12 protein-coding genes are annotated in these 18,392 nt (G+C 68.3%); 8 read left to right on the top strand and 4 right to left on the bottom strand.

Going from position 1 to position 18,392, the window contains the following annotated elements:
* Nucleotides 1–65 precede the first annotated feature (65 nt).
* On the top strand, nucleotides 66–3,383 hold the full coding sequence (lysX, locus tag DMH03_RS37520) for a bifunctional lysylphosphatidylglycerol synthetase/lysine--tRNA ligase LysX (RefSeq protein WP_125796713.1): 3,318 nt from the start codon (nucleotides 66–68) through the stop codon (nucleotides 3,381–3,383).
* Between the two features lie 143 nt (nucleotides 3,384–3,526).
* Nucleotides 3,527–4,114, top strand: coding sequence for a DinB family protein (locus DMH03_RS37525; RefSeq protein ID WP_125796714.1), 588 nt, complete (start codon nucleotides 3,527–3,529; stop codon nucleotides 4,112–4,114).
* A gap of 44 nt (nucleotides 4,115–4,158) precedes the next feature.
* Here the strand turns inward: DMH03_RS37525 and DMH03_RS37530 are convergent, their stop codons facing one another.
* On the bottom strand, nucleotides 4,159–4,695 hold the full coding sequence (locus DMH03_RS37530) for a methylated-DNA--[protein]-cysteine S-methyltransferase (RefSeq protein WP_125796715.1): 537 nt from the start codon (nucleotides 4,693–4,695) through the stop codon (nucleotides 4,159–4,161).
* 91 nt (nucleotides 4,696–4,786) lie between these two features.
* Here DMH03_RS37530 and DMH03_RS37535 point away from each other — a divergent pair, with 91 nt between their 5' ends.
* Nucleotides 4,787–5,413, top strand: coding sequence for a VOC family protein (locus tag DMH03_RS37535; protein WP_125796716.1), 627 nt, complete (start codon nucleotides 4,787–4,789; stop codon nucleotides 5,411–5,413).
* Here the strand turns inward: DMH03_RS37535 and DMH03_RS37540 are convergent.
* Together DMH03_RS37540 and secA2 are read right to left on the bottom strand one after the other, a co-directional pair.
* A complete protein-coding gene (locus DMH03_RS37540; RefSeq protein WP_125796717.1) occupies nucleotides 5,384–7,141 on the bottom strand; it encodes an NAD+ synthase in 1,758 nt (585 codons plus the stop codon). The genes DMH03_RS37535 and DMH03_RS37540 overlap by 30 nt on opposite strands.
* Nucleotides 7,142–7,299: 158 nt before the next feature.
* On the bottom strand, nucleotides 7,300–9,627 hold the full coding sequence (secA2, locus tag DMH03_RS37545; RefSeq protein ID WP_125796718.1) for an accessory Sec system translocase SecA2: 2,328 nt from the start codon (nucleotides 9,625–9,627) through the stop codon (nucleotides 7,300–7,302).
* Nucleotides 9,628–9,776: 149 nt separating this feature from the next.
* Between secA2 and DMH03_RS37550 the strand changes: the two genes are divergently transcribed.
* Both DMH03_RS37550 and DMH03_RS37555 read left to right on the top strand, forming a co-directional pair.
* Nucleotides 9,777–11,348, top strand: a complete 1,572-nt coding sequence (locus DMH03_RS37550; RefSeq protein ID WP_199749178.1) for an alpha/beta hydrolase — start codon at nucleotides 9,777–9,779, stop codon at nucleotides 11,346–11,348.
* 52 nt (nucleotides 11,349–11,400) lie between these two features.
* Nucleotides 11,401–12,951: an alpha/beta hydrolase gene (locus DMH03_RS37555; RefSeq protein WP_125796719.1), complete on the top strand. Its 1,551-nt coding sequence runs from the start codon at nucleotides 11,401–11,403 to the stop codon at nucleotides 12,949–12,951.
* 21 nt (nucleotides 12,952–12,972) lie between these two features.
* On the opposite strand, the gene DMH03_RS37560 is transcribed toward DMH03_RS37555, so the two are convergent.
* On the bottom strand, nucleotides 12,973–13,641 hold the full coding sequence (locus DMH03_RS37560) for an LppX_LprAFG lipoprotein (RefSeq protein WP_125796720.1): 669 nt from the start codon (nucleotides 13,639–13,641) through the stop codon (nucleotides 12,973–12,975).
* An 89-nt stretch (nucleotides 13,642–13,730) separates the two neighbouring features.
* On the opposite strand from DMH03_RS37560, the gene DMH03_RS37565 reads away from it, so the two are divergent.
* The 3 genes from DMH03_RS37565 (at nucleotide 13,731) to DMH03_RS37575 (ending at nucleotide 17,985) form a co-directional block, all read left to right on the top strand.
* Nucleotides 13,731–14,996, top strand: a complete 1,266-nt coding sequence (locus DMH03_RS37565) for an MFS transporter (RefSeq protein WP_125796721.1) — start codon at nucleotides 13,731–13,733, stop codon at nucleotides 14,994–14,996.
* 68 nt (nucleotides 14,997–15,064) lie between these two features.
* Entirely contained in the window at nucleotides 15,065–16,408 is a 1,344-nt protein-coding gene (gene glnA / locus DMH03_RS37570; RefSeq protein WP_037303423.1) for a type I glutamate--ammonia ligase, read from the top strand.
* Between the two features lie 14 nt (nucleotides 16,409–16,422).
* Complete coding sequence (locus DMH03_RS37575) at nucleotides 16,423–17,985, top strand: amidase (RefSeq protein ID WP_125796722.1); 1,563 nt, start codon at nucleotides 16,423–16,425, stop codon at nucleotides 17,983–17,985.
* Nucleotides 17,986–18,392: the final 407 nt, after the last annotated feature.

Genomic DNA, 18,392 nt, shown 5'->3' on the forward strand with positions numbered 1-18,392 from the left:
CACAGGGTTGTGTGACGTCAAGTAGTACAGCTGTCGATCACCTGTGTGTAGCGCGAAGGGCCAGAATGGGAAACCCAGTGAGCCGAGTCTCGCCGTGGAAGGCGAGGGCCGGCGGAATCGTCGCCACCCTCGTGCAGCTCGCGGCCGTGTTCTCGGTGATCCTCCTGCTCGCCGGTGGAGTGAAAGGGCCGGTGCTCAAGACGGGTGACGTCGCCTTCTCGGCACTGAGCATCCCGACGAACGCGAGTCTCGTGATCGTTTTGCTGCTCGTCGTCCTCGGCGCCGCGCTCCGCCGCCGCAAACGCGCCGCGCTCTACACACTGCTGTTGTTCCAGGTCGGCGGTCTGGCGGTGACGCTGGCCTTCCAGGCCGCTCTGCTGTGGTGGCCCGAGCTGCTGAAACTGGGGCCGTGGCAGGTCCGGCACATTCCGCACCAGGTGTGGGTGCTGGCCATCGCCGACCTGATCTCGATCGGCATGATCGTTTTCCTCTGGATTCTGCGTCCCGCGTTCCCCGCCAGGCTCGCGCCGGGCGCTTGGCGCGACGGCTTCACGGTGCTTTTCGGCGGTTTGGCCGCGGTCATTCTCGTCGGCTGGGGCTTGAGCGAGGCCTTTCCCGGCCGGCTCGCCGACACCTGGGCACGGTTCGCCTGGGTCGTCAACCACACGACCGGTGAGAACATCCAGCTGCGCCGGGTCGGCATCGGCGAAGGACCGGCTTGGCTCGACCTCGTGCTCGACCTCAGCGCGACGGCCGTCGCGACGGCGGCGTTGTACACGCTGTTCCGCGGGGTGCGTAGCCGTCGCTTGAGGACGGACGAGGAAGAACTGCGCGTACGTCGCCTTCTGGCCGAACACGGCGAAGACGACTCTCTGGGCTATTTCGCCACTAGGCGCGAGAAGAGTGTCGTCTTCTCGCCCAACGGCCGCGCCGCCGTGGCCTATCGCGTGCTCGCGGGCACCAGTGTCGCGAGCGCGGATCCCATCGGTGATCCCGACGCCTGGCCCGACGCGGTCCGCGCCTGGCTGAACGAGGCGCGAACCTACGGCTGGACTCCCGGCGTGCTCGGCGCGAGCGAACGCGGCGCGAAGGTCTATGCCGACGCGGGCCTGCGCGCGCTGGAAATCGGTGACGAAGCGGTCCTCGACGTGCGTGACTTCAGCCTCGCCGGGCCGGAACGCCGCTCGGTCCGCCAAGCGGTCAAACGGATCGAACGGGCCGGATACACCACGAAAGTCCGGCGCCACAGCGAAATCCCGGCCGACGAAATGGCGAGGCTGTTGCTGCAGGCGCAGCAGTGGCGGGGTGCGGAGACCGAACGCGGGTTCTCGATGGCGCTCGGCAGGCTCGGAGATCCGAGCGACGGCCGCAGCGTGATGGTGGAGGCGTACGACGCCAAGGGCGAGCTTCGCGGCATGCTGTCCTTCGTGCCTTGGGGCCGTCGCGGCCTTTCCCTTGATCTGATGCGGCGTGACCGCGACGCCGAAAACGGGCTCAACGAGTACATGGTCGCCGAGGTCGTGGCGGCCAGTTCGCACCTTGGCGCACAACGGATTTCGCTGAACTTCGCGATGTTCCGCGCGGTCTTCTCCGAGGGCGAGCGGATCGGCGCTGGCCCGGTGCTGCGCGCCTGGCGCGGCGTGCTCAGCATGGCGTCGCGGTTCTTCCAGCTGGAATCGCTCTACCGGTCCAACGCCAAGTACGGTCCGGAGTGGGAGCCGCGATTCCTGTGCTACTCCTCGGCTCGACGGCTGCCGCGGGTCGGCATCGTCGCCGGCGCGCTCGAAGGATTCGTCCCCACCGGACGGTCGGCACGGGCGTTGAAACTGGAGACGGTCACCGATGAATTCGTCGCCGAGGTTCACCGCATCGAAGCGAACGCGGCCACTCCCGCGCCGAAACAGGTGCGGCGGCCCGACCAGGTTCGCGTGCGGATGGCGAAACTGGATCGCTTGCGGGAAGCCGGGATCGACCCCTATCCGGTCGGTTTCGCCCGGGAGGATCTGCTCGGTGACGTCGTCTCGAAGTTCGGTGATCTGAGCCCGGACAGCAACACCGGCCACCGGGTCCGCGTCGCGGGACGGGTGCTCGCGCTGCGCAACCTCGGCGGGCTCTGCTTCGCGCGGGTCAAGGACTTCAGCGGCGAAATCCAGCTCATGCTCGACGCCTCCGTGCTCGACCTCGGCGGCTGGCGGCGGGGCGTCGACCTCGGCGACCACGTCGGCGTGAGCGGGCAGGTCGTGACGTCGCGGCGCGGGGAACTCTCGGTGCTCGTCGACGAGTGGACCGTCACGGCGAAGAGTCTGCATCCCTTGCCGGACAAGCGAAAGGGCCTCACCGACCCGGAGACGCGGGTGCGGCAGCGTTACCTCGACCTCGCGGTGAACCCGGATTCGACGGCGATGCTGCGGATGCGCTCGACCGTGGTGCGCGCGGTGCGGGAACGGCTGCACCAGGGTGACTATCTCGAAGTCGAGACGCCGATGCTGCAGACCGTGCACGGTGGCGCCAACGCCCGCCCGTTCATCACGCATATCAACGCCTACGACATGCGGATGTACCTGCGGATCGCCCCCGAGCTCTATCTGAAGCGGCTGTGCGTGGCCGGGGTCGAGCGCGTTTTCGAGCTCAACCGGAACTTCCGCAACGAAGGCGTCGACGCGACGCACAACCCCGAATTCACCATGCTGGAGGCGTACCAGGCGTACGCCGACTACAACACGATGCGGACCCTGACACGGGAACTCGTACAGTGCGCCGCGGAAGCCGCGTACGGCGCGCAGGTCGTTCGCCGTCCGGGGCCGGACGGGACGGTCGTCGAGTACGACATCTCCGGTGACTGGCCGGTGATCCCGGTCCACGAAGCCGTTTCGGCGGCGCTCGGGGAGAAGATCGACGCGGGCACCTCGGTCGCCGAACTCCAGCGGTTCTGCCGCGCGGCGGGAGTGCCGGTGAACGAGGACGCCGGGCACGGCGATCTCGTGCTGAAGGCGCACGAGCATCTGGTCGAAGGCGCGACCGTATTGCCGACGTTCTACACCGACTACCCGACCGACGTCTCGCCGCTGACCCGGCAACATCGCGTCGATCCGCGACTGGCCGAGCGCTGGGACCTGATCGCGTTCGGCTCCGAGGTCGGCACCGCCTACACCGAGCTGACCGACCCGCTCGAGCAGCGGCGACGGCTGGAGGCCCAGTCGCTGCGTGCGGCGAGCGGGGACGTCGAGGCGATGGAACTGGACGAGGACTTCCTGCTCGCGCTCGAACACGGCATGCCGCCGACCGGCGGGCTCGGCATCGGCGTCGACCGGCTGCTGATGATGCTGACCGGGGCGTCGATCCGGCAGACAGTGCTGTTCCCGTTCGTCCGCCCGCAGGGCTAGCGGGGGAGCAAGGGACCTTTGCTATCGCTTCTCTCGACGTCGAGAGAAGCGATAGCAAAGGTCCCTTGCTCTCTTCCGGGCCGAATCGCCGCAAGAAGCCGGTGCCGGATGCCATGATCCCCTTCCCGACGGAAGGAGCCACCATGGCTGGAAACGTTCCCCCGGTCGCCGACGAGCGCGAAGGTCTCCTCGCCTACCTCGAGCAGCAGCGCCACGTCCTGCGGATCGCGGCGCACGGACTCACCGAAGAACAGGCCAGAGCCGTCCCGACCAAAAGCTCACTGAGCGTCGGCGGCCTGATCAAGCACACCGCGACCGTCGAAGACGGCTGGATCGACATCCTTCTCCAGAAGCCTTCGAAGCCGATGGACGAGACGATGAAGGAGTACGAAGCGGGCTACGTGATGACCCCGGACGAGACGGTCGAAAGCGTCCTCGCGCGCTACGACGAGGTCGCCCGCCGCACCGCGGACGTCATCGCCGGTATCGCCGACCTCGGCCAGCCGGTCCCGGTGCCGAAGGGCGTGCCCTGGTACCCGCAGGACGTCGACGCGTGGTCGGTCCGCTGGGTGCTGCTCCACCTCATCGAGGAGACCGCGCGGCACGCCGGGCACGCAGACATCATCCGCGAACACATCGACGGCGCGACGGCGATCCCGCTGATGGCCGCCGCGGAAGGCTGGCCGGAGACGCCCTGGCTCAAGCCCTGGTCGCCTGCCCAAAGCGACTAGAACCCCAAGCGACTAGAACCCCAAGCGACTAGAACCCCAAGCGACTAGAACAACGTCGGTTCGTCCGCCAAAGCGCCTTCGATGACCAGCATCCGGCGCTTGGTGGCGACCCCGCCGCGCGCGGAGAACCCGCCGTCCTTGCCGCCGGCGGCGAGCACGCGGTGGCACGGCACGATGATCGGGAACGGGTTCCGGCCCATCGCCTGCCCCACGGCCTGTGCCCCGCCGGGCATGCCGAGGATGTTCGCGATGTCGCCGTACGTCAGCGTCTTGCCCGCGGGGATCGTGCGGATGAACTCGTACACCTTGTGGTGGAAGTCCGGTACTCCTTCGTAATCGAGGTCGACACCGGTGAGATCCGTGCGCTTGCCGTCCATCAACGAGACGATCCCGTCGATCGCGTGCTGGACCTCGCCCGGCGGCGTGGATTCGGCCGCTTCGGGAAGGCGCGTGGTCAGTCGCGCCCTCGTCTTCTCTTCACTGCCCTCGGGAAGCTGGACCGCGACGACCCCGCGTTCGCTCCACGCGATGCCGCAGTCGCCGATCGCGGTGCCGAACACGGAGTAGCCCGGTGCCGTCATATGCCCAGGGTACGAGACCGGTCCGACAGTTTTCGGGTTCACCACCATGCCGCGGTGCCGCCAGAGCGTCGGCTGCGGTAGGAGTATGGGCATGAGCGACCTCGTGCTTGATCACCTCGTGTACGCCGGGCCGGACCTCGAAGAGGCCGTCGCGCGCGTCGCCGAGCTGACCGGCGTCACGCCTGTACGCGGCGGAAGGCATATCGGTTTCGGTACGGCCAACTACCTGGCCGATCTGGGGGCCGGTGCCTATCTCGAGGTGGTCGGCCCCGACCCGGATCAGCCCGAGCACATCGGGCCGCGCCCGTTCGGCGTCGACGAGCTGACCGCGCCCGCCCTGGTCACCTGGGCCGCACGTGTCGAAGGTATCGACGAGGCGATCGCCGAAGCACGCGAACGCGGCTACGACCCGGGCGAAGCGTCCGAGATGTCGCGGACCACCGATGACGGCGAACTGCTGACCTGGCGGCTCACCGGCGCGGGCGGTCTCGGCGGACTCGCGCCGTTCCTCATCGACTGGGGGAGCACCCCGCATCCGACGACACGGGGCCTTCCGTCCATTCCGCTGCTCATGGTCACCGGTGTCCACCCCGAGCCTGCCGCGGTCGAAGCCGCGGTCCGCGCACTCGGGATGGACATGCTCGTCCGGCGTGACACGAAGCCCGGCCTGGTGGCAGTGCTGACGAACTCAGCCGGGAAGCAGGTCGCGCTGAGCTGAGCGGGTCACGACAGTGCCCTCGCGCCAGCCGTTGGTCATCGGAAGCCGCCGGTCCCGCCCGAACGCCTTGAACGTGATCTTGGTGCCCGGCGGGTACTGGCGGCGCTTGTATTCGGCCTTGTCGACCATCCGCACTACGCGGTCGATGGTCTCCGGCTCGAAGCCCGCGTCGACCAGGTCGACGTAACCGCGGTCGCCCTCGATGTAGTCGTCGAGGATGTCGTCGAGCATCAGGTAGTCGGGCAGCGAGTCGCTGTCCAGCTGGCCCGGCCGCAGCTCGGCCGACGGCGGTTTGGTGATCGAGTTCTCCGGGATCGGCGGGGTTTCGCCGTTCTTCTCGGCTTCCGCGTTGCGCCACTTGGCCAGATGCCAGACGTGGGTCTTGAACAGGTCCTTGATCGGCGCGAAGGCCCCGACGGCATCGCCGTAGATCGTCGAGTAGCCGACGGCGAGTTCGGTCTTGTTGCCGGTGGCAAGCACCAAATGACCGTCCTGATTGGACAGTGCCATCAGCAGCATGCCGCGGACACGGGCCTGGATGTTCTCTTCGGCGAGGCCGGTCAGCTGAAGCTGCTCGACATAGACCTTGACCATGTCCGCGATCGGCTCGACGCGGTAGTGCGCGCCGATGCGCCGGGCGAGGTCCTCGGCGTCGCCCTTCGAGTGCTCCGAGGAGTACTCCGAAGGCATCGAAACGCCGTAGACGTTGTCGCCGCCCAGCGCGTCGGCGGCCAGCGCCGCCACGACCGCCGAGTCGATGCCGCCGGAGAAGCCGAACGTCACCGACGAGAAGCCGTTCTTGTGCACGTAGTCGCGCAGGCCGACGACGAGCGCGTGCCACACCTCGGCTTCGTCCGACAGCGGCTCGCTGATCGCGGACTCGTTGCGCGCGCTGTACGCCGGAACCGGGTCCTCGCTGAGCACGCGACGCTTGACCCGGAGGCCTTCGAACTCGCCCTCGGCGGTGTGTCCACCCGACTCGAGGTCCGTGTCGACGACGAGCAGGTGCTCGACGAACTGCGGCGCGCGCGCCAGCAACCGGCCGTCCGCGCCGACCACGATCGAGTCGCCGTCGAAGACGAGGTCGTCCTGCCCGCCGATCTGGTTCGTGTACACCAGCGGCGCGCCGGCCTCGGCCGCGCGGCGGGCGATGAGCGGCAGGCGGATGTCGTCCTTCGCGCGCTCGTAAGGCGAAGCGTTGGGCGCGACCACGAGGTCCACGCCGGCCTTGCCCAGCGCCGAGATCGGGCCGCCGTCCTGCCAGACGTCCTCGCAGATCACCATGCCGACGTCGACGCCGTGGAAGCGGACGACTTCGAGATCGTGGCCCGGCTTGAACCAGCGGTGCTCGTCGAAGACGCCGTAGTTGGGCAAGTGGTGCTTGAACTGGCGGGCGACCACCTCGCCGCGGTACAGCGCGGCCGCCGCGTCGCGCGGGCCGGTCTCGTCCAGGTCGAGGTATCCGACGTAGGTGAGCACCTCGCCGCATCCGGCTTCTTCGAGCCGCTTGGCGAGCGCTTCGACCATCTGCTTCGAGGCAGAGGCGAACGTCGGGCGGAGGGAGAGGTCCTCGACGGGGTAGCCGGTGAGGGACATCTCCGGGAAGACGACGACGTGGGCGCCTGCTTCGGCGGCTTTGCGAGTCCACTCGACGGTGAGCTCGGCGTTGCCTTCGAGGTCCCCGACGGTGGTGTTGACCTGGGCCAGTGCGATGCGCAGTTGCGGCATGCCGACATTCTCACCCACCGGCGTCCGCGGGGACGACTGGATGTGCCGAATCGCCCACCTGGGGACGGCCGGGCGAAAAGAGAGCGGGGGACCTTTGCTATCGCTCTCCGAAAGAGAGTGATAGCAAAGGTCCCCCGCTCCCTGCTCAGGACCGCGCGCTACTTCCGCTTGATCATGCTCCGCACCTTCTTGATGGTCTGCTCGAAGTCGGAGTCGAACGGGTTGTCGTGCACCAGGTAGGTCCACGTCGTGTTCGCCCGCCGCACTCCCGCGTCACCGAGGTCGATCCCGTTCTCGGTGATCTCGGCCTCTTCGAGCGTCTTCGCCGCCCGCTCGGCCGCCTCCGGGATGATCTTGTGGAACTCGGGGATCGCCGCGCGGTGGAACTCGTCGATCGGCGTCTCCCGCGCCAACGCCCGCAGGTGGATGCTCTCCCGCACGTCCGTCAGGAACGCCAGGTGGTCCGACCACAGCTGGTCGATGTGGAACAGCAGCACTTCCCGGCAGAGCTGGTGGACACGGGCCTCGTCGTCGACGGCCTCCGAAAGCTCCTTGAACTTCTCCGGGTGCGCCTTCTCCAGCATCTCCGCCGCGTGCGCGGTCCGCAGCACCTTGTCCCGGTGCTCGAGCAGCTCGCCGCGCTGCCGCTCGATCAGCCGCGTGTAGCGCCAGGTGTTCCGGTGGATCTCCAGGTCGACACCCTCGGCGACACGCTGCGCGTGGTTGATCTGCCGCAGCGCCGCCGGGTCGACGATCTCGCCGCTGCCCACGTCGGAGCTGATGCCCTCGGGGATGTCCGGCGCGTTCGACAGCACGAGTTCGTCGTTCAGGCTGGCGAAGAACACCGCGCTGCCCGGGTCGCCCTGCCGTCCGGACCGGCCGCGCAGCTGACCGTCCAGCCTGCTCGACGGGTACCGGGCGGTGCCGATCACGTGCAGGCCGCCCAGTTCGACGACCTCGTCGCGGCCGTCACCGTCTTTGCCACCCAGCCGGATGTCGGTACCGCGACCGGCCATCTGGGTCGAGACGGTGACCGCGCCCTTCTTGCCGGCGTCGGCGATGATCTCGGCTTCCTCGGCGTCGTTGCGCGCGTTGAGCACGACGCATTCGAGGTCGGCCTTCGCCAGCTTCTCGGCCAGCTCTTCGGATTCGGCGACGTCCTGGGTGCCGACGAGGATCGGCCGCCCGGACTCGTGCACCCGCCGGATCTCCTCCTCGATCGCGCGCAGCTTCTGCGACGGCGACCCGAAGATCCGGTCCTCCTGGTCTTCGCGGATGTTCGGCGTGTTCGGCGGGATGACCGCGACCTCGAGCTTGTAGAACTCGCGCAGCTGCTCGGCGACCGCGACCGCGGTACCGGTCATCCCCGCGACCTCGGGATACCGCGCGAGCAGCGCCTGCACGGTGATCGAGTCGAGGATCTCGCCCCGGTCGGTCGCCTTGACCTGCTCTTTCGCCTCGACGGCGGCCTGGAGACCGTCCGGCCAGCGCTGCAGTTCGGCTACGCGGCCGCGCGCGGCGTTGATCAGCTGCACCTTGCCGTCGCGCACGAGGTAGTCGACGTCGCGGGTGAGCAGCGCGTGCGCGTGCAGCGCCACGTTCACCGCGGGCAGCCTGTCCGAGCCCGTCTCGTCGTAGAGGTTGATGTCGTCGCCGAGGGCCTTCTCGACCACCGACGCGCCCGCCTTGGTCAGCCAGGCGTTGCGGCCGTCGGCGTCGGTCTCGTAGTGCAGCCCGAGCCGCAGCCGCCGCACGATGTTCGCGACCTCTTCGTCGGCGTCGGTGTGGTCGATCGACCCCGCCATCACCAATGGCACGCGGGCCTCGTCGACCAGCACGGAGTCCGCTTCGTCGACGATCGCCACCTCGGGCTCGCGCTGGACCAGGTCCTCTTCGCGGGTCACCAGGCGGTCGCGCAGTACGTCGAAGCCGATCTCGCTGACGGCGCCGTACGTGACTTCCTTCGCGTACGCCTCGCGGCGCTCGTCGCGGGAGTGAGCGGGCTCGATCCAGCCGACGGAAACGCCGAGCAGGTCGTAGATCGGTCCCATCCATTCCGCGTCACGACGGGCGAGGTAATCGTTCACCGTGACGACGTGGACGTGCTTACCGCGCAGGGCGTACCCGGCGCCGGCCAGCGCACCGGCCAGCGTCTTGCCCTCACCGGTCTCCATCTGCACGATATGCCCGCTGAGCAGGCCCATCGTGCCCAGCAGCTGGACGTCGAAGGCACGCTCGCCGAGGGCCCGCCGCGCGGCCTCACGACCGAGCGCGCAGACCTCGACCAGCTGGTCGTTGCCGAAGGAAGCGGCGTCGCGAAGCTTGCCGGCCCGCTCTGTCAGCTCCTCGTCGGAGAGCTTCTCCAACTCGGGCTCGAGCTTCTCGATGGCCGGCAGCAGCGCTTCGTAGCGGGTCAGCTCGACGCTGCCCGGCCGCTGGATGATCCGGCGCAGCTTCTTGCCCACCCGGCTGATCAGTGCTGCCACCCCTGTGCTCCCGTCTGCTCTTCTGCCGTCCGCACTCGTATCACCAACGCGGTGGTGGTGCGGCCGAGTTCCACGGCCGATGGCACGATCCAACCGTGTCCACTCATGTCAGCGCCAGGTCCCGTGCCCGTCGATTCGCCGCGATCACGCTGTCCGGCCTGCTCGCCGTCACTTTCGCCGCGTGCTCGTCGGGAGAGGGTAGAACTCAGCCGCCGCCTCCGGCCACCGAGTCGCACGCTCCGACCGGACCGGTGCCCGCGGGACTCGAGAAGTTCTACGGGCAGAGTCTGACCTGGGCCGACTGTGCACCCTACGCGACATCCGATGACGCAAAAGCGGCGTTTCGAGTGAAGGACGCACAATGTGCCCGGCTGACCGTCCCGCTCGACTACGCGAAACCTGAAGGCGACTCGATCACGCTCGGTCTCTTGCGCCGGAAGGCACTGGAAACCGACGAAAGGATTGGGGCGCTCGTGGTCAATCCCGGCGGCCCCGGCGCTTCCGGGATGGCGGCCGCGGCCGGTCTCGCCTCCCGGACGTCGACGAACGCGCTGGGCAAACGCTTCGACATCGTCGGTTTCGACCCGCGCGGCATCGGCGCGAGCCAGCCGCAGATCCGCTGCCTGACCGACACCGAACGCGACGCGGACCGGGCGGACGACAGCGAGACGGACGGGTCACCCGAGGGAGTGAAAAAGCAGGAGACCGAGTCCCAGTACTTCGCGGCCAAGTGCGCCGAGCGGACCGAACACGGCCCCTCGATGCTCGCGAACGTGGGCACCCGTGACGTCGTCAAGGACATGGACGTCCTGCGTTCGGTCCTCGGAGATCCGAAACTGAGCTACCTCGGCTACTCCTACGGGACGCGGATCGGATCCGCCTACGCGGAGGCGTTCCCGGCGAACGTCCGCGCGCTGGTGCTCGACGGGGCCGTCGACCCGGAGCAGGACGCGGTGGAGTCGCTCGTCGCGCAGGGTCAGGGCTTCGGCAAGGCGTTCGGAGAGTTTTCGAACTGGTGCGCCGCGCGTGAGGACTGCGCGCTGGGGCGCGACGCCGCCGGCGTGACGAAGGCGTTCCAGGACCTGGTGCGGCCGCTGATCGACTTCCCGGTGCCGGTCAGCGACGGCCGGAAACTGTCGTACGAGGACGCGACGACAGGGGTGATACAGGCCCTCTACCAGGAAGATCTCTGGGAACCGCTGAACACCGCGCTCAACGACCTGAAGCGCCAGCGCGGTGACAGCCTGGAGAAACTGGCCGATCTCTACAACGAACGCGGCGCCGACGGCCGCTACGGGACGACGCAGGACGCGTTCGTCGCGATCAGGTGCGTGGACGACCCGCGGGTCACCGATCCGGCGAAGCTCCTCGATGCGCAGAAGCGATACGCGCAGGCGGCGCCGTTCCTCGACGACGGCAAACCGGACGGTTCCGCGCGCGATGCCTGCGCCTTCTGGCCCGTGCCGAACACCTCGGAGCCGCACCTGCCCAACGTCGAAGGCCTGCCGAAGACGCTGGTCATCTCGACCACGAACGACCCGGCGACCCCGTATCAGGCGGGCGTCAACCTCGCGAAAGCGATCAAGGGAGCTTTGCTGACGTTCGAGGGCAACCAGCACACGGTGTTCCTCCAGGGCGTCTCGTGCGTCGACAAGATCGGCATCGATTACCTGGTGGACGGCGCCCTGCCGGACGAAGGCACCCGCTGCACCGCCAAGTAACGAGTTCGGCGCGAAGGCCCCTGACCGGCCGGGACGCTGCGAAGATCGCGAGATGAGCCTTCGCCGCGTTCCGGCCGTGCTCGTTGTCGCCGTGCTGGTCGCTTCCTGCACGACGCAGCAGCCGCAGCCCGTGCCGACGGCGTCTCCGACGACCACCGTGTCACCGACTCCGGACCCGAAGGCGCTTGAGAAGTTCACCCGGCAGGAGCTGGTGTGGGGAGCGTGCGCGTCTTTCGCGGACAAGGCGTTCGACTGCGCGAAGCTCACCGTGCCACTCGACTACCTGAAGCCGGATGGCGAGACGATCTCGATCGGCGTTCTCCGGCACAAGACGAAGGAGGTCGAAAGGCGGATCGGCTCCCTCGTACTCAATCCCGGCGGTCCCGGTGGATCAGGCGTCTCCGCTGCCGCGCGGATCGCGAAGTCCCGGCCGGCGGCGGCGCTCGCCGAGCGATTCGACATCGTCGGATTCGATCCGCGCGGTGTCGGGACCAGCGATCCGAAGCTCGTCTGCCTCACCGACGCCGAACGCGACGCGGACCGCGCCGAGGACTCCGAAAGCGACTCGACGCCCGACGGGATCGCGAAGCAACTCGCCGACGCCAGGACGTACGCCGCGAAGTGTGCCGAGCGCACGAAGCACGGTAAAGAGCTGCTCGCCAACATCGGGACCAGGGACGTCGTCCGCGACCTCGACGTCCTGCGCTCGGCTCTCGGCGACGAGAAGCTCACCTACCTGGGCTTTTCGTACGGCACGCAGATCGGGACCGCCTATGCCGAGGCCTACCCGGACAAGGTGCGGGCGCTGCTCCTCGACGGTGCGGTGGATCCCGAACTCGACACCGCCGAATCGCTGGTCACCCAGATGGCGGGCTTCCAGAACACGTTCGCCGAATTCGGCAAGTGGTGCGTCGCTCGCGAGGACTGCGCGCTCGGCCGTGACGCGAATGCGGTGACGAAGGTCTTCCAGGACCTGGTCCGGCCGCTGACCACCGACCCGGTGCCCGCGGGGCCCCGCAAGCTCTCCTTCGAGGACGCCATCACCGGGACCAGCGCCGCGTTGTACTCGGCCGACGCGTGGAAGTTCCTCAACGACGGGCTCGCCGAGCTGAACCGGGGGAGCGGCAAAACCCTGGTCGCGCTCGCCGACAACTACTACGGCCGCGAGACGGACGGCCGGTACACCGGGATCCTCGACGTGTACTTCGCGGTGCGCTGCGTCGACAGCACACGGATCGCCGACAGGCGCGTCATCGAGGGCGCCCACCAGCGGATGCTCCAGGGCGCGCCGTTCCTCGCAGGCGGCACCCCGGACATGAGTGAACTCGACATCTGTTCGGTGTGGCCGGTGCCCGCCACCTCCGAGGTCCACAAGCCGGACATCGACGGCCTGCCGCGGCCGCTGGTCATTTCGACCACCGACGACCCAGCGACCCCGTACGCGTCCGGCGTGAACCTGGCCCGAGACCTCAAGGGAGCTTTGCTGACGTTCGAGGGCGCGCAGCACACCGTCTTCCTCGACGGCAACGAGTGCGTCGACAGCGCCGGCTTCGCGTACTTGATCGACGGCGAACTACCCGCTCCCGACGCCCGCTGCTCCTAGCGGGGGAGCAAGGGACCTTTGCTATCGCCCGCCCCCGATGACCACCGCGTTATGCCTGGTCAACGCCAACTCCAACATCACCGCGAACTCCTCCGGCTTCGTCGGCGGCACCTGCAGCCACACCCGCACCAGCCGCCGCGGCTCGTCCCGCGAAATCCACAGCTTCACGAACACGTCCGACTTGATCTCCGGCACGATCCCGCCGATCACCGCGGCCGGCACCTTCGCGGCGATCCGGAACGAATCGGTGTCCTGCACCCGCTCCCACCGCTCGCCTCGCAGGTCGGTCGCCCCGGTCAGCAGCCGCCGAAGCCCGCCTTCAGCCCCGAGCATCGCTTCAGGCGTGTACGGCGCCGAAGCCGGAAGCACCCGCTCTCCGCCAGGCCCACTGAGCGTGATCTCCGAGCCGGACAGCCGGTACTCGACCTTCCTCCGTCCGGAGTCGTCCTGCAGGTCGGCATTACCGGCCGCGCCACCCTCGAGGCTGACCTCGCCGTCGAGCCCGCGCACCGGCAGCCCGGTGACGACACCGTTCACTCCGAGCGTGAACCGCACGCTGCGCAACGAGACGAGGGAGTCGGCCGCCGCGCTCACGTAGTCCTGGGCAGGCGGCAACGGGGGTGACCCCGCGCAGCCGCCGATGAGCCCGATGGTGAGCAGCAGCGCCGGCACGAGGTGACGGCAGCGCATGGCCAGAGCCTATGGCCTTGGCCCGAATCTTTCGCACAGTGTCCTTCCAGCCGCTTCCGCCGGGGCCCGCCGCCGATGACGCTGTACCCGTGCAACCTGAGACCCGGCTCCACCGCGCGTGGTTCGTCGCCGCCGCCGCTTTCATCGCCCTGCTCGCCGCCGCCGGTTTCCGCGCGGCCCCCGGCGTGCTCATCGACCCGCTTCACAACGAGTTCGGCTGGTCGCGCGCGACGATCGCGTCGGCCGTCTCTGTGAACCTCGTGCTCTACGGCCTCTTCTCGCCCTTCGCGGCAGCTCTCATGGAGCGCTTCGGCATGCGACGCGTCGCCTCGACGGCGCTGTGCGTCGTCGCGATCGGCGCGGGCGGCACGGTGTTCATGAATGCGAGCTGGCAGCTCATCCTCTGCTGGGGTGTCCTGGTCGGCGTCGGCACCGGCTCGATGGCGATGAGTTTCGCCGCGACGGTCGCCGCCCGCTGGTTCGTCCGCAGCCGCGGCGTCGTCACCGGGGTCCTCACCGCGGCGGGCGCCACCGGCCAGCTGATCTTCCTCCCGATCGTGGCCAACCTCGCCGTCGACGAAGGCTGGCGCACGGCGTCGCTCGTCATCGCCATCGCCGCGCTGGCCGTCGTCCCCGTCGTCCTTCTGGTGGTTCGCGATCACCCGTCCGACGTCGGAATGACCGCTTACGGCGCGAAGCCCGGCGAAGACGCCCCTGTCGCCCGCACGGGTGGTTCCGTCCGCCGCGCGCTCTCGGTGCTCGGCTCGGCAGCACGCACGAGGACGTTCTGGCTGCTCGCCGTCGGCTTCGCGATCTGCGGAGCCACGACGAACGGCCTGGTCAGTACCCATTTCGTGCCCGCAGCGCACGACCACGGCATGCCGCAGACGACGGCTGCCGGGCTGCTCGCCCTCGTCGGGATCTTCGACGTCGCGGGCACTATCGCCTCCGGCTGGCTCACCGACCGGGTGGACCCGCGGATCCTGCTCGGCGTCTACTACGCCCTTCGCGGCGTTTCGCTCGCCCTGCTCCCGCAGTTGTTGAGCGGAACGGTGGAACCGAGCATGTGGGCGTTCATCGTCTTCTACGGACTCGACTGGGTGGCGACGGTCCCGCCCACCGTCGCGCTCTGCGTCCGGCAATACGGCGCCGCCGGGCCGATCGTGTTCGGCTGGGTCTTCGCCAGCCACCAGCTCGGCGCTGGTCTGGCGGCTTTCGGCGCCGGCGCGATCCGCGATTCGTCGGGCAGCTACGCGCTCGCCTGGTACATCGCGGCAGGCCTCGCCGTGCTCGCTTCGGTCGCTTCGCTGGCGATCACCAAGGCCGCGAAACCCGAACCGGTCCTCGTGGGGTGATCCACCACTTCCGGTCGATCGGCGCGTCGCGAAACATGTCGTTAACACGTTCTCGTTAGGGTGCGGCCATGGATCGCCAGCAGGAGTTCGTGCTCCGTACCTTGGAAGAGCGCGACATCCGTTTCGTCAGGCTCTGGTTCACGGATGTGCTGGGGTTCCTCAAGTCCGTCGCGGTGGCGCCGGCCGAACTCGAGGGCGCCTTCAGCGAAGGGATCGGCTTCGACGGATCGGCCATCGAAGGGTTCGCGCGTGTCTACGAATCCGACATGGTCGCGAAGCCCGACCCGGCCACGTTCCAAGTCCTGCCCTGGGAGACCCCGGACGGCGGCCCGTACTCGGCGCGCATGTTCTGCGACATCGCGATGCCGGACGGCTCCCCGTCCTGGGCGGACCCCCGGCACGTTCTGCGCAGGCAGCTCTCGAAGGCGGCCGAAGCGGGTTTCACCTGCTACGTCCATCCCGAAATCGAGTTCTTCCTGCTCGCGAGCCTGCCGGACGACGGCAGTGAACCCGAGCCCGCGGACAACGGCGGCTACTTCGACCAGGCAAGCCACGCGACGGCCACGCACTTCCGCCGCCACGCCATCGAGACGCTCGAAGCGATGGGGATCTCGGTCGAGTTCAGCCACCACGAGGGTGCGCCCGGTCAGCAGGAGATCGATCTCCGGTACGCCGACGCGCTGACCATGGCCGACAACGTGATGACCTTCCGGTACGTCGTCAAGGAGGTCGCGCTCACCCAAGGTGTCCGCGCGACGTTCATGCCGAAGCCGTTCACCAACCAGCCGGGCTCCGGGATGCACACCCACGTGAGCCTGTTCGAGGGTGACCGCAACGCCTTCTACGACGCCGAAGACCCGTACGAGTTGTCAGCGACGGGTAAAGCTTTCGTGGCGGGGCTGTTGCACCACGCGAAGGAGATCTCGGCGGTCACCAACCAATGGGTGAACTCCTACAAACGGCTGATCAGTGGAAGTGAAGCACCGACGACCGTCTCCTGGGGCCGCGCGAACCGCTCCGCACTGGTCAGGGTGCCGATGTACTCGCCCGGCAAGGCGTCGTCACGCCGCGTGGAGATCCGCACGCTGGACTCCGCGTGCAACCCCTACCTGGCGTACTCGGTCATCCTGGCCGCCGGTCTCAAGGGCATCGAGAAGGGTTACGAGCTCCCTCCGCCCGCCGAGGACAACATCTGGCAGCTCTCGGACGCCGAGCGTCGCGCGGCCGGATACGCCCAGCTCCCGCAGAACCTCGGCGAGGCGCTGTCCGAGATGGAGAAATCGGAACTTCTGCCCGAAGCGCTCGGAGAGCACGTTTACGACTTCTTCCTGCGCAACAAACGTGTTGAATGGGATAACTACCGCAGCGCGGTGACCCCGTACGAGCTGCGGACCCTGCTTCCGGTTCTCTAGACGAAGGAGACCTGATGGTGCGGCGACCGGTGTTCAGAGTTCTGACGACCTTGGTCGCCGCGACCATCGCGGCAACAGCCGCGCCGGCGGCCTCCGCCACCGGTAAACCTCTCGATCTCGACGCCGCCGACATCCCCGCGCTCCAGACGCGGATGTCCTCCGGACGGTTGACCGCAGTAGGTCTGACCTCGGCCTATCTCGATCGCATCCGCAAGGTCGACCGGAAGGTGAACGCGGTCATCGCGGTCAATCCGGCCGCGATCGCGCAAGCCGCGGAGAGTGACTTCCGGCGTCGCGCCGGCAAGACGCGAGGGCCGTTGGACGGCATCCCGGTCCTGGTGAAGGACAACGTCGACACCCGCTCGATGCAAACGACCGCCGGTTCACGCGCTCTGCGCAGCAAGCCCGCGAAGGACGCAACCCTGCTCCGCCGTCTGCGTGACGCGGGCGCGGTGGTCCTCGGCAAGGCGAACCTCTCCGAATGGGCGAACTTCCGCGCCGCCAAACCCACTTCCGGATGGTCCGGCGTCGGCGGGCAGACGAACAACCCGTACGTGCTGGACCGCAACCCGTGTGGGTCCTCCGCCGGATCCGCCGCCGGCGTCGCCGCGTCACTCGCCCAGGTCGCGATCGGCAGCGAGACCGACGGCTCGATCGTCTGCCCGGCCGGGATGACCTCGACCGTGGGGCACAAACCGAGTCTCGGCCTGGTCAGCCGCACCGGCGTGGTGCCGATCTCGGCCGAACAGGACACCGCCGGTCCGATGGCAAGGCACGTCGTCGACGTCGCGCTGACGCTGTCCGCACTCCAGGGGCGCGACCCGAGCGACCCGGCCACCGGCGCGTACCCGTCGAACCAGCCGACCGATTACGCCGCGCACCTCCGGCCCGGCGTGCTGAAGGGCTCCCGGATCGGGCTCTGGCGTCTGCCAGTCCTCGGCCCGGACGTCGACGCCGTGCTGACGCGAACCAAGAACTCGCTGGTCAAGGCAGGCGCCGAGGTCGTCGAGGTGACGCCGCCGTACCAGGCGAGGCTCGGTGAACTGGAGTTCCCGGCCCTGCTCACCGAGTTCCACCGGGACATCGACCGCTACCTGGCCACGCGCCCCGAAGGCCCGCGCGACCTCGCCGCGCTGATCGAATACAACCGCTCCGACCCGCTGGAGCAGACCTGCTTCGCCGGGCAGGAACTCTTCGAACAGGCACTCGCCGCGCCCGGCCCGTCCGACCCCGGCTACCTGGCGATGCGCCGTGAGCTCACCGACCTGGCGAAACGCTCGATCGACGAGACCCTCGCCAAGTACCGCCTGGACGCGATCGCCGCGCCCACGAACCCGCCCGCCTGGAAGACCGACTGCAAGACCGGCGACAACGACGTGATCCCGTCGTCGACGCCGGCCGCCGTCTCGGGCTACCCGGCGGTGACCGTGCCCGCCGGTTTCGTCGGCGAGCTCCCGGTGGGTGTCTCGTTCATGGCGGGGCAGTGGACGGACGCCCGAGTGCTCGCCTACGCGGCCGACTTCGAACGTGTCGCACCCGCCCGCAAACCGCCCCGCTACCTGAAGACCGTCGGATGAGAGTGGTTCACGCCGGCTGACCTGCGGCGATGTCGTTAAGTGACCCCCCTGTTTTCAGGGGGTTCCGGGGCATGTAATCTTCTCTTCGTCGCCAGGAACACCGGGCCGCCGGGGCCGAAAGCCCCGAGGCAAGGAACCAGGGCCGAGCGGGTTGACACCGCGAACCGGACCAGGTAATGTTCAGCGTCGGCCCACGAGCGGCCGCCGACCCCCTACGGCTAACAGCGTAGGATCCGGCATGCTCGACCAAAAGCTTGTGAATATCGCTTTGAAACAAAGCGTGTTGCTTGAGAACTCAACAGTGTGCTAGTGAACTAAGCCAGTAGAGCTTATGTATTTGAACCTCGTTTGAGGTTCCTTTGAGAGCAAGAAAATTTGCCTCGATTGAATTCGAAGACATTGTTGGA

The organism is Amycolatopsis sp. WAC 01376, assembly GCF_003947415.1.
Classification (GTDB): domain Bacteria; phylum Actinomycetota; class Actinomycetes; order Mycobacteriales; family Pseudonocardiaceae; genus Amycolatopsis.

What these genes read in the sequence shown, in the direction of transcription:
- lysX (WP_125796713.1), top strand. Translation starts at nt 66, where the DNA reads ATGGGAAACCCAGTGAGCCGAGTCTCGCCGTGGAAGGCGAGGGCCGGC.
- DMH03_RS37525 (WP_125796714.1), top strand. Translation starts at nt 3,527, where the DNA reads ATGGCTGGAAACGTTCCCCCGGTCGCCGACGAGCGCGAAGGTCTCCTC.
- DMH03_RS37530 (WP_125796715.1), bottom strand. Translation starts at nt 4,695, where the DNA reads ATGACGGCACCGGGCTACTCCGTGTTCGGCACCGCGATCGGCGACTGC.
- DMH03_RS37535 (WP_125796716.1), top strand. Translation starts at nt 4,787, where the DNA reads ATGAGCGACCTCGTGCTTGATCACCTCGTGTACGCCGGGCCGGACCTC.
- DMH03_RS37540 (WP_125796717.1), bottom strand. Translation starts at nt 7,141, where the DNA reads ATGCCGCAACTGCGCATCGCACTGGCCCAGGTCAACACCACCGTCGGG.
- DMH03_RS37555 (WP_125796719.1), top strand. Translation starts at nt 11,401, where the DNA reads ATGAGCCTTCGCCGCGTTCCGGCCGTGCTCGTTGTCGCCGTGCTGGTC.
- DMH03_RS37560 (WP_125796720.1), bottom strand. Translation starts at nt 13,641, where the DNA reads ATGCGCTGCCGTCACCTCGTGCCGGCGCTGCTGCTCACCATCGGGCTC.
- glnA (WP_037303423.1), top strand. Translation starts at nt 15,065, where the DNA reads ATGGATCGCCAGCAGGAGTTCGTGCTCCGTACCTTGGAAGAGCGCGAC.
- DMH03_RS37575 (WP_125796722.1), top strand. Translation starts at nt 16,423, where the DNA reads ATGGTGCGGCGACCGGTGTTCAGAGTTCTGACGACCTTGGTCGCCGCG.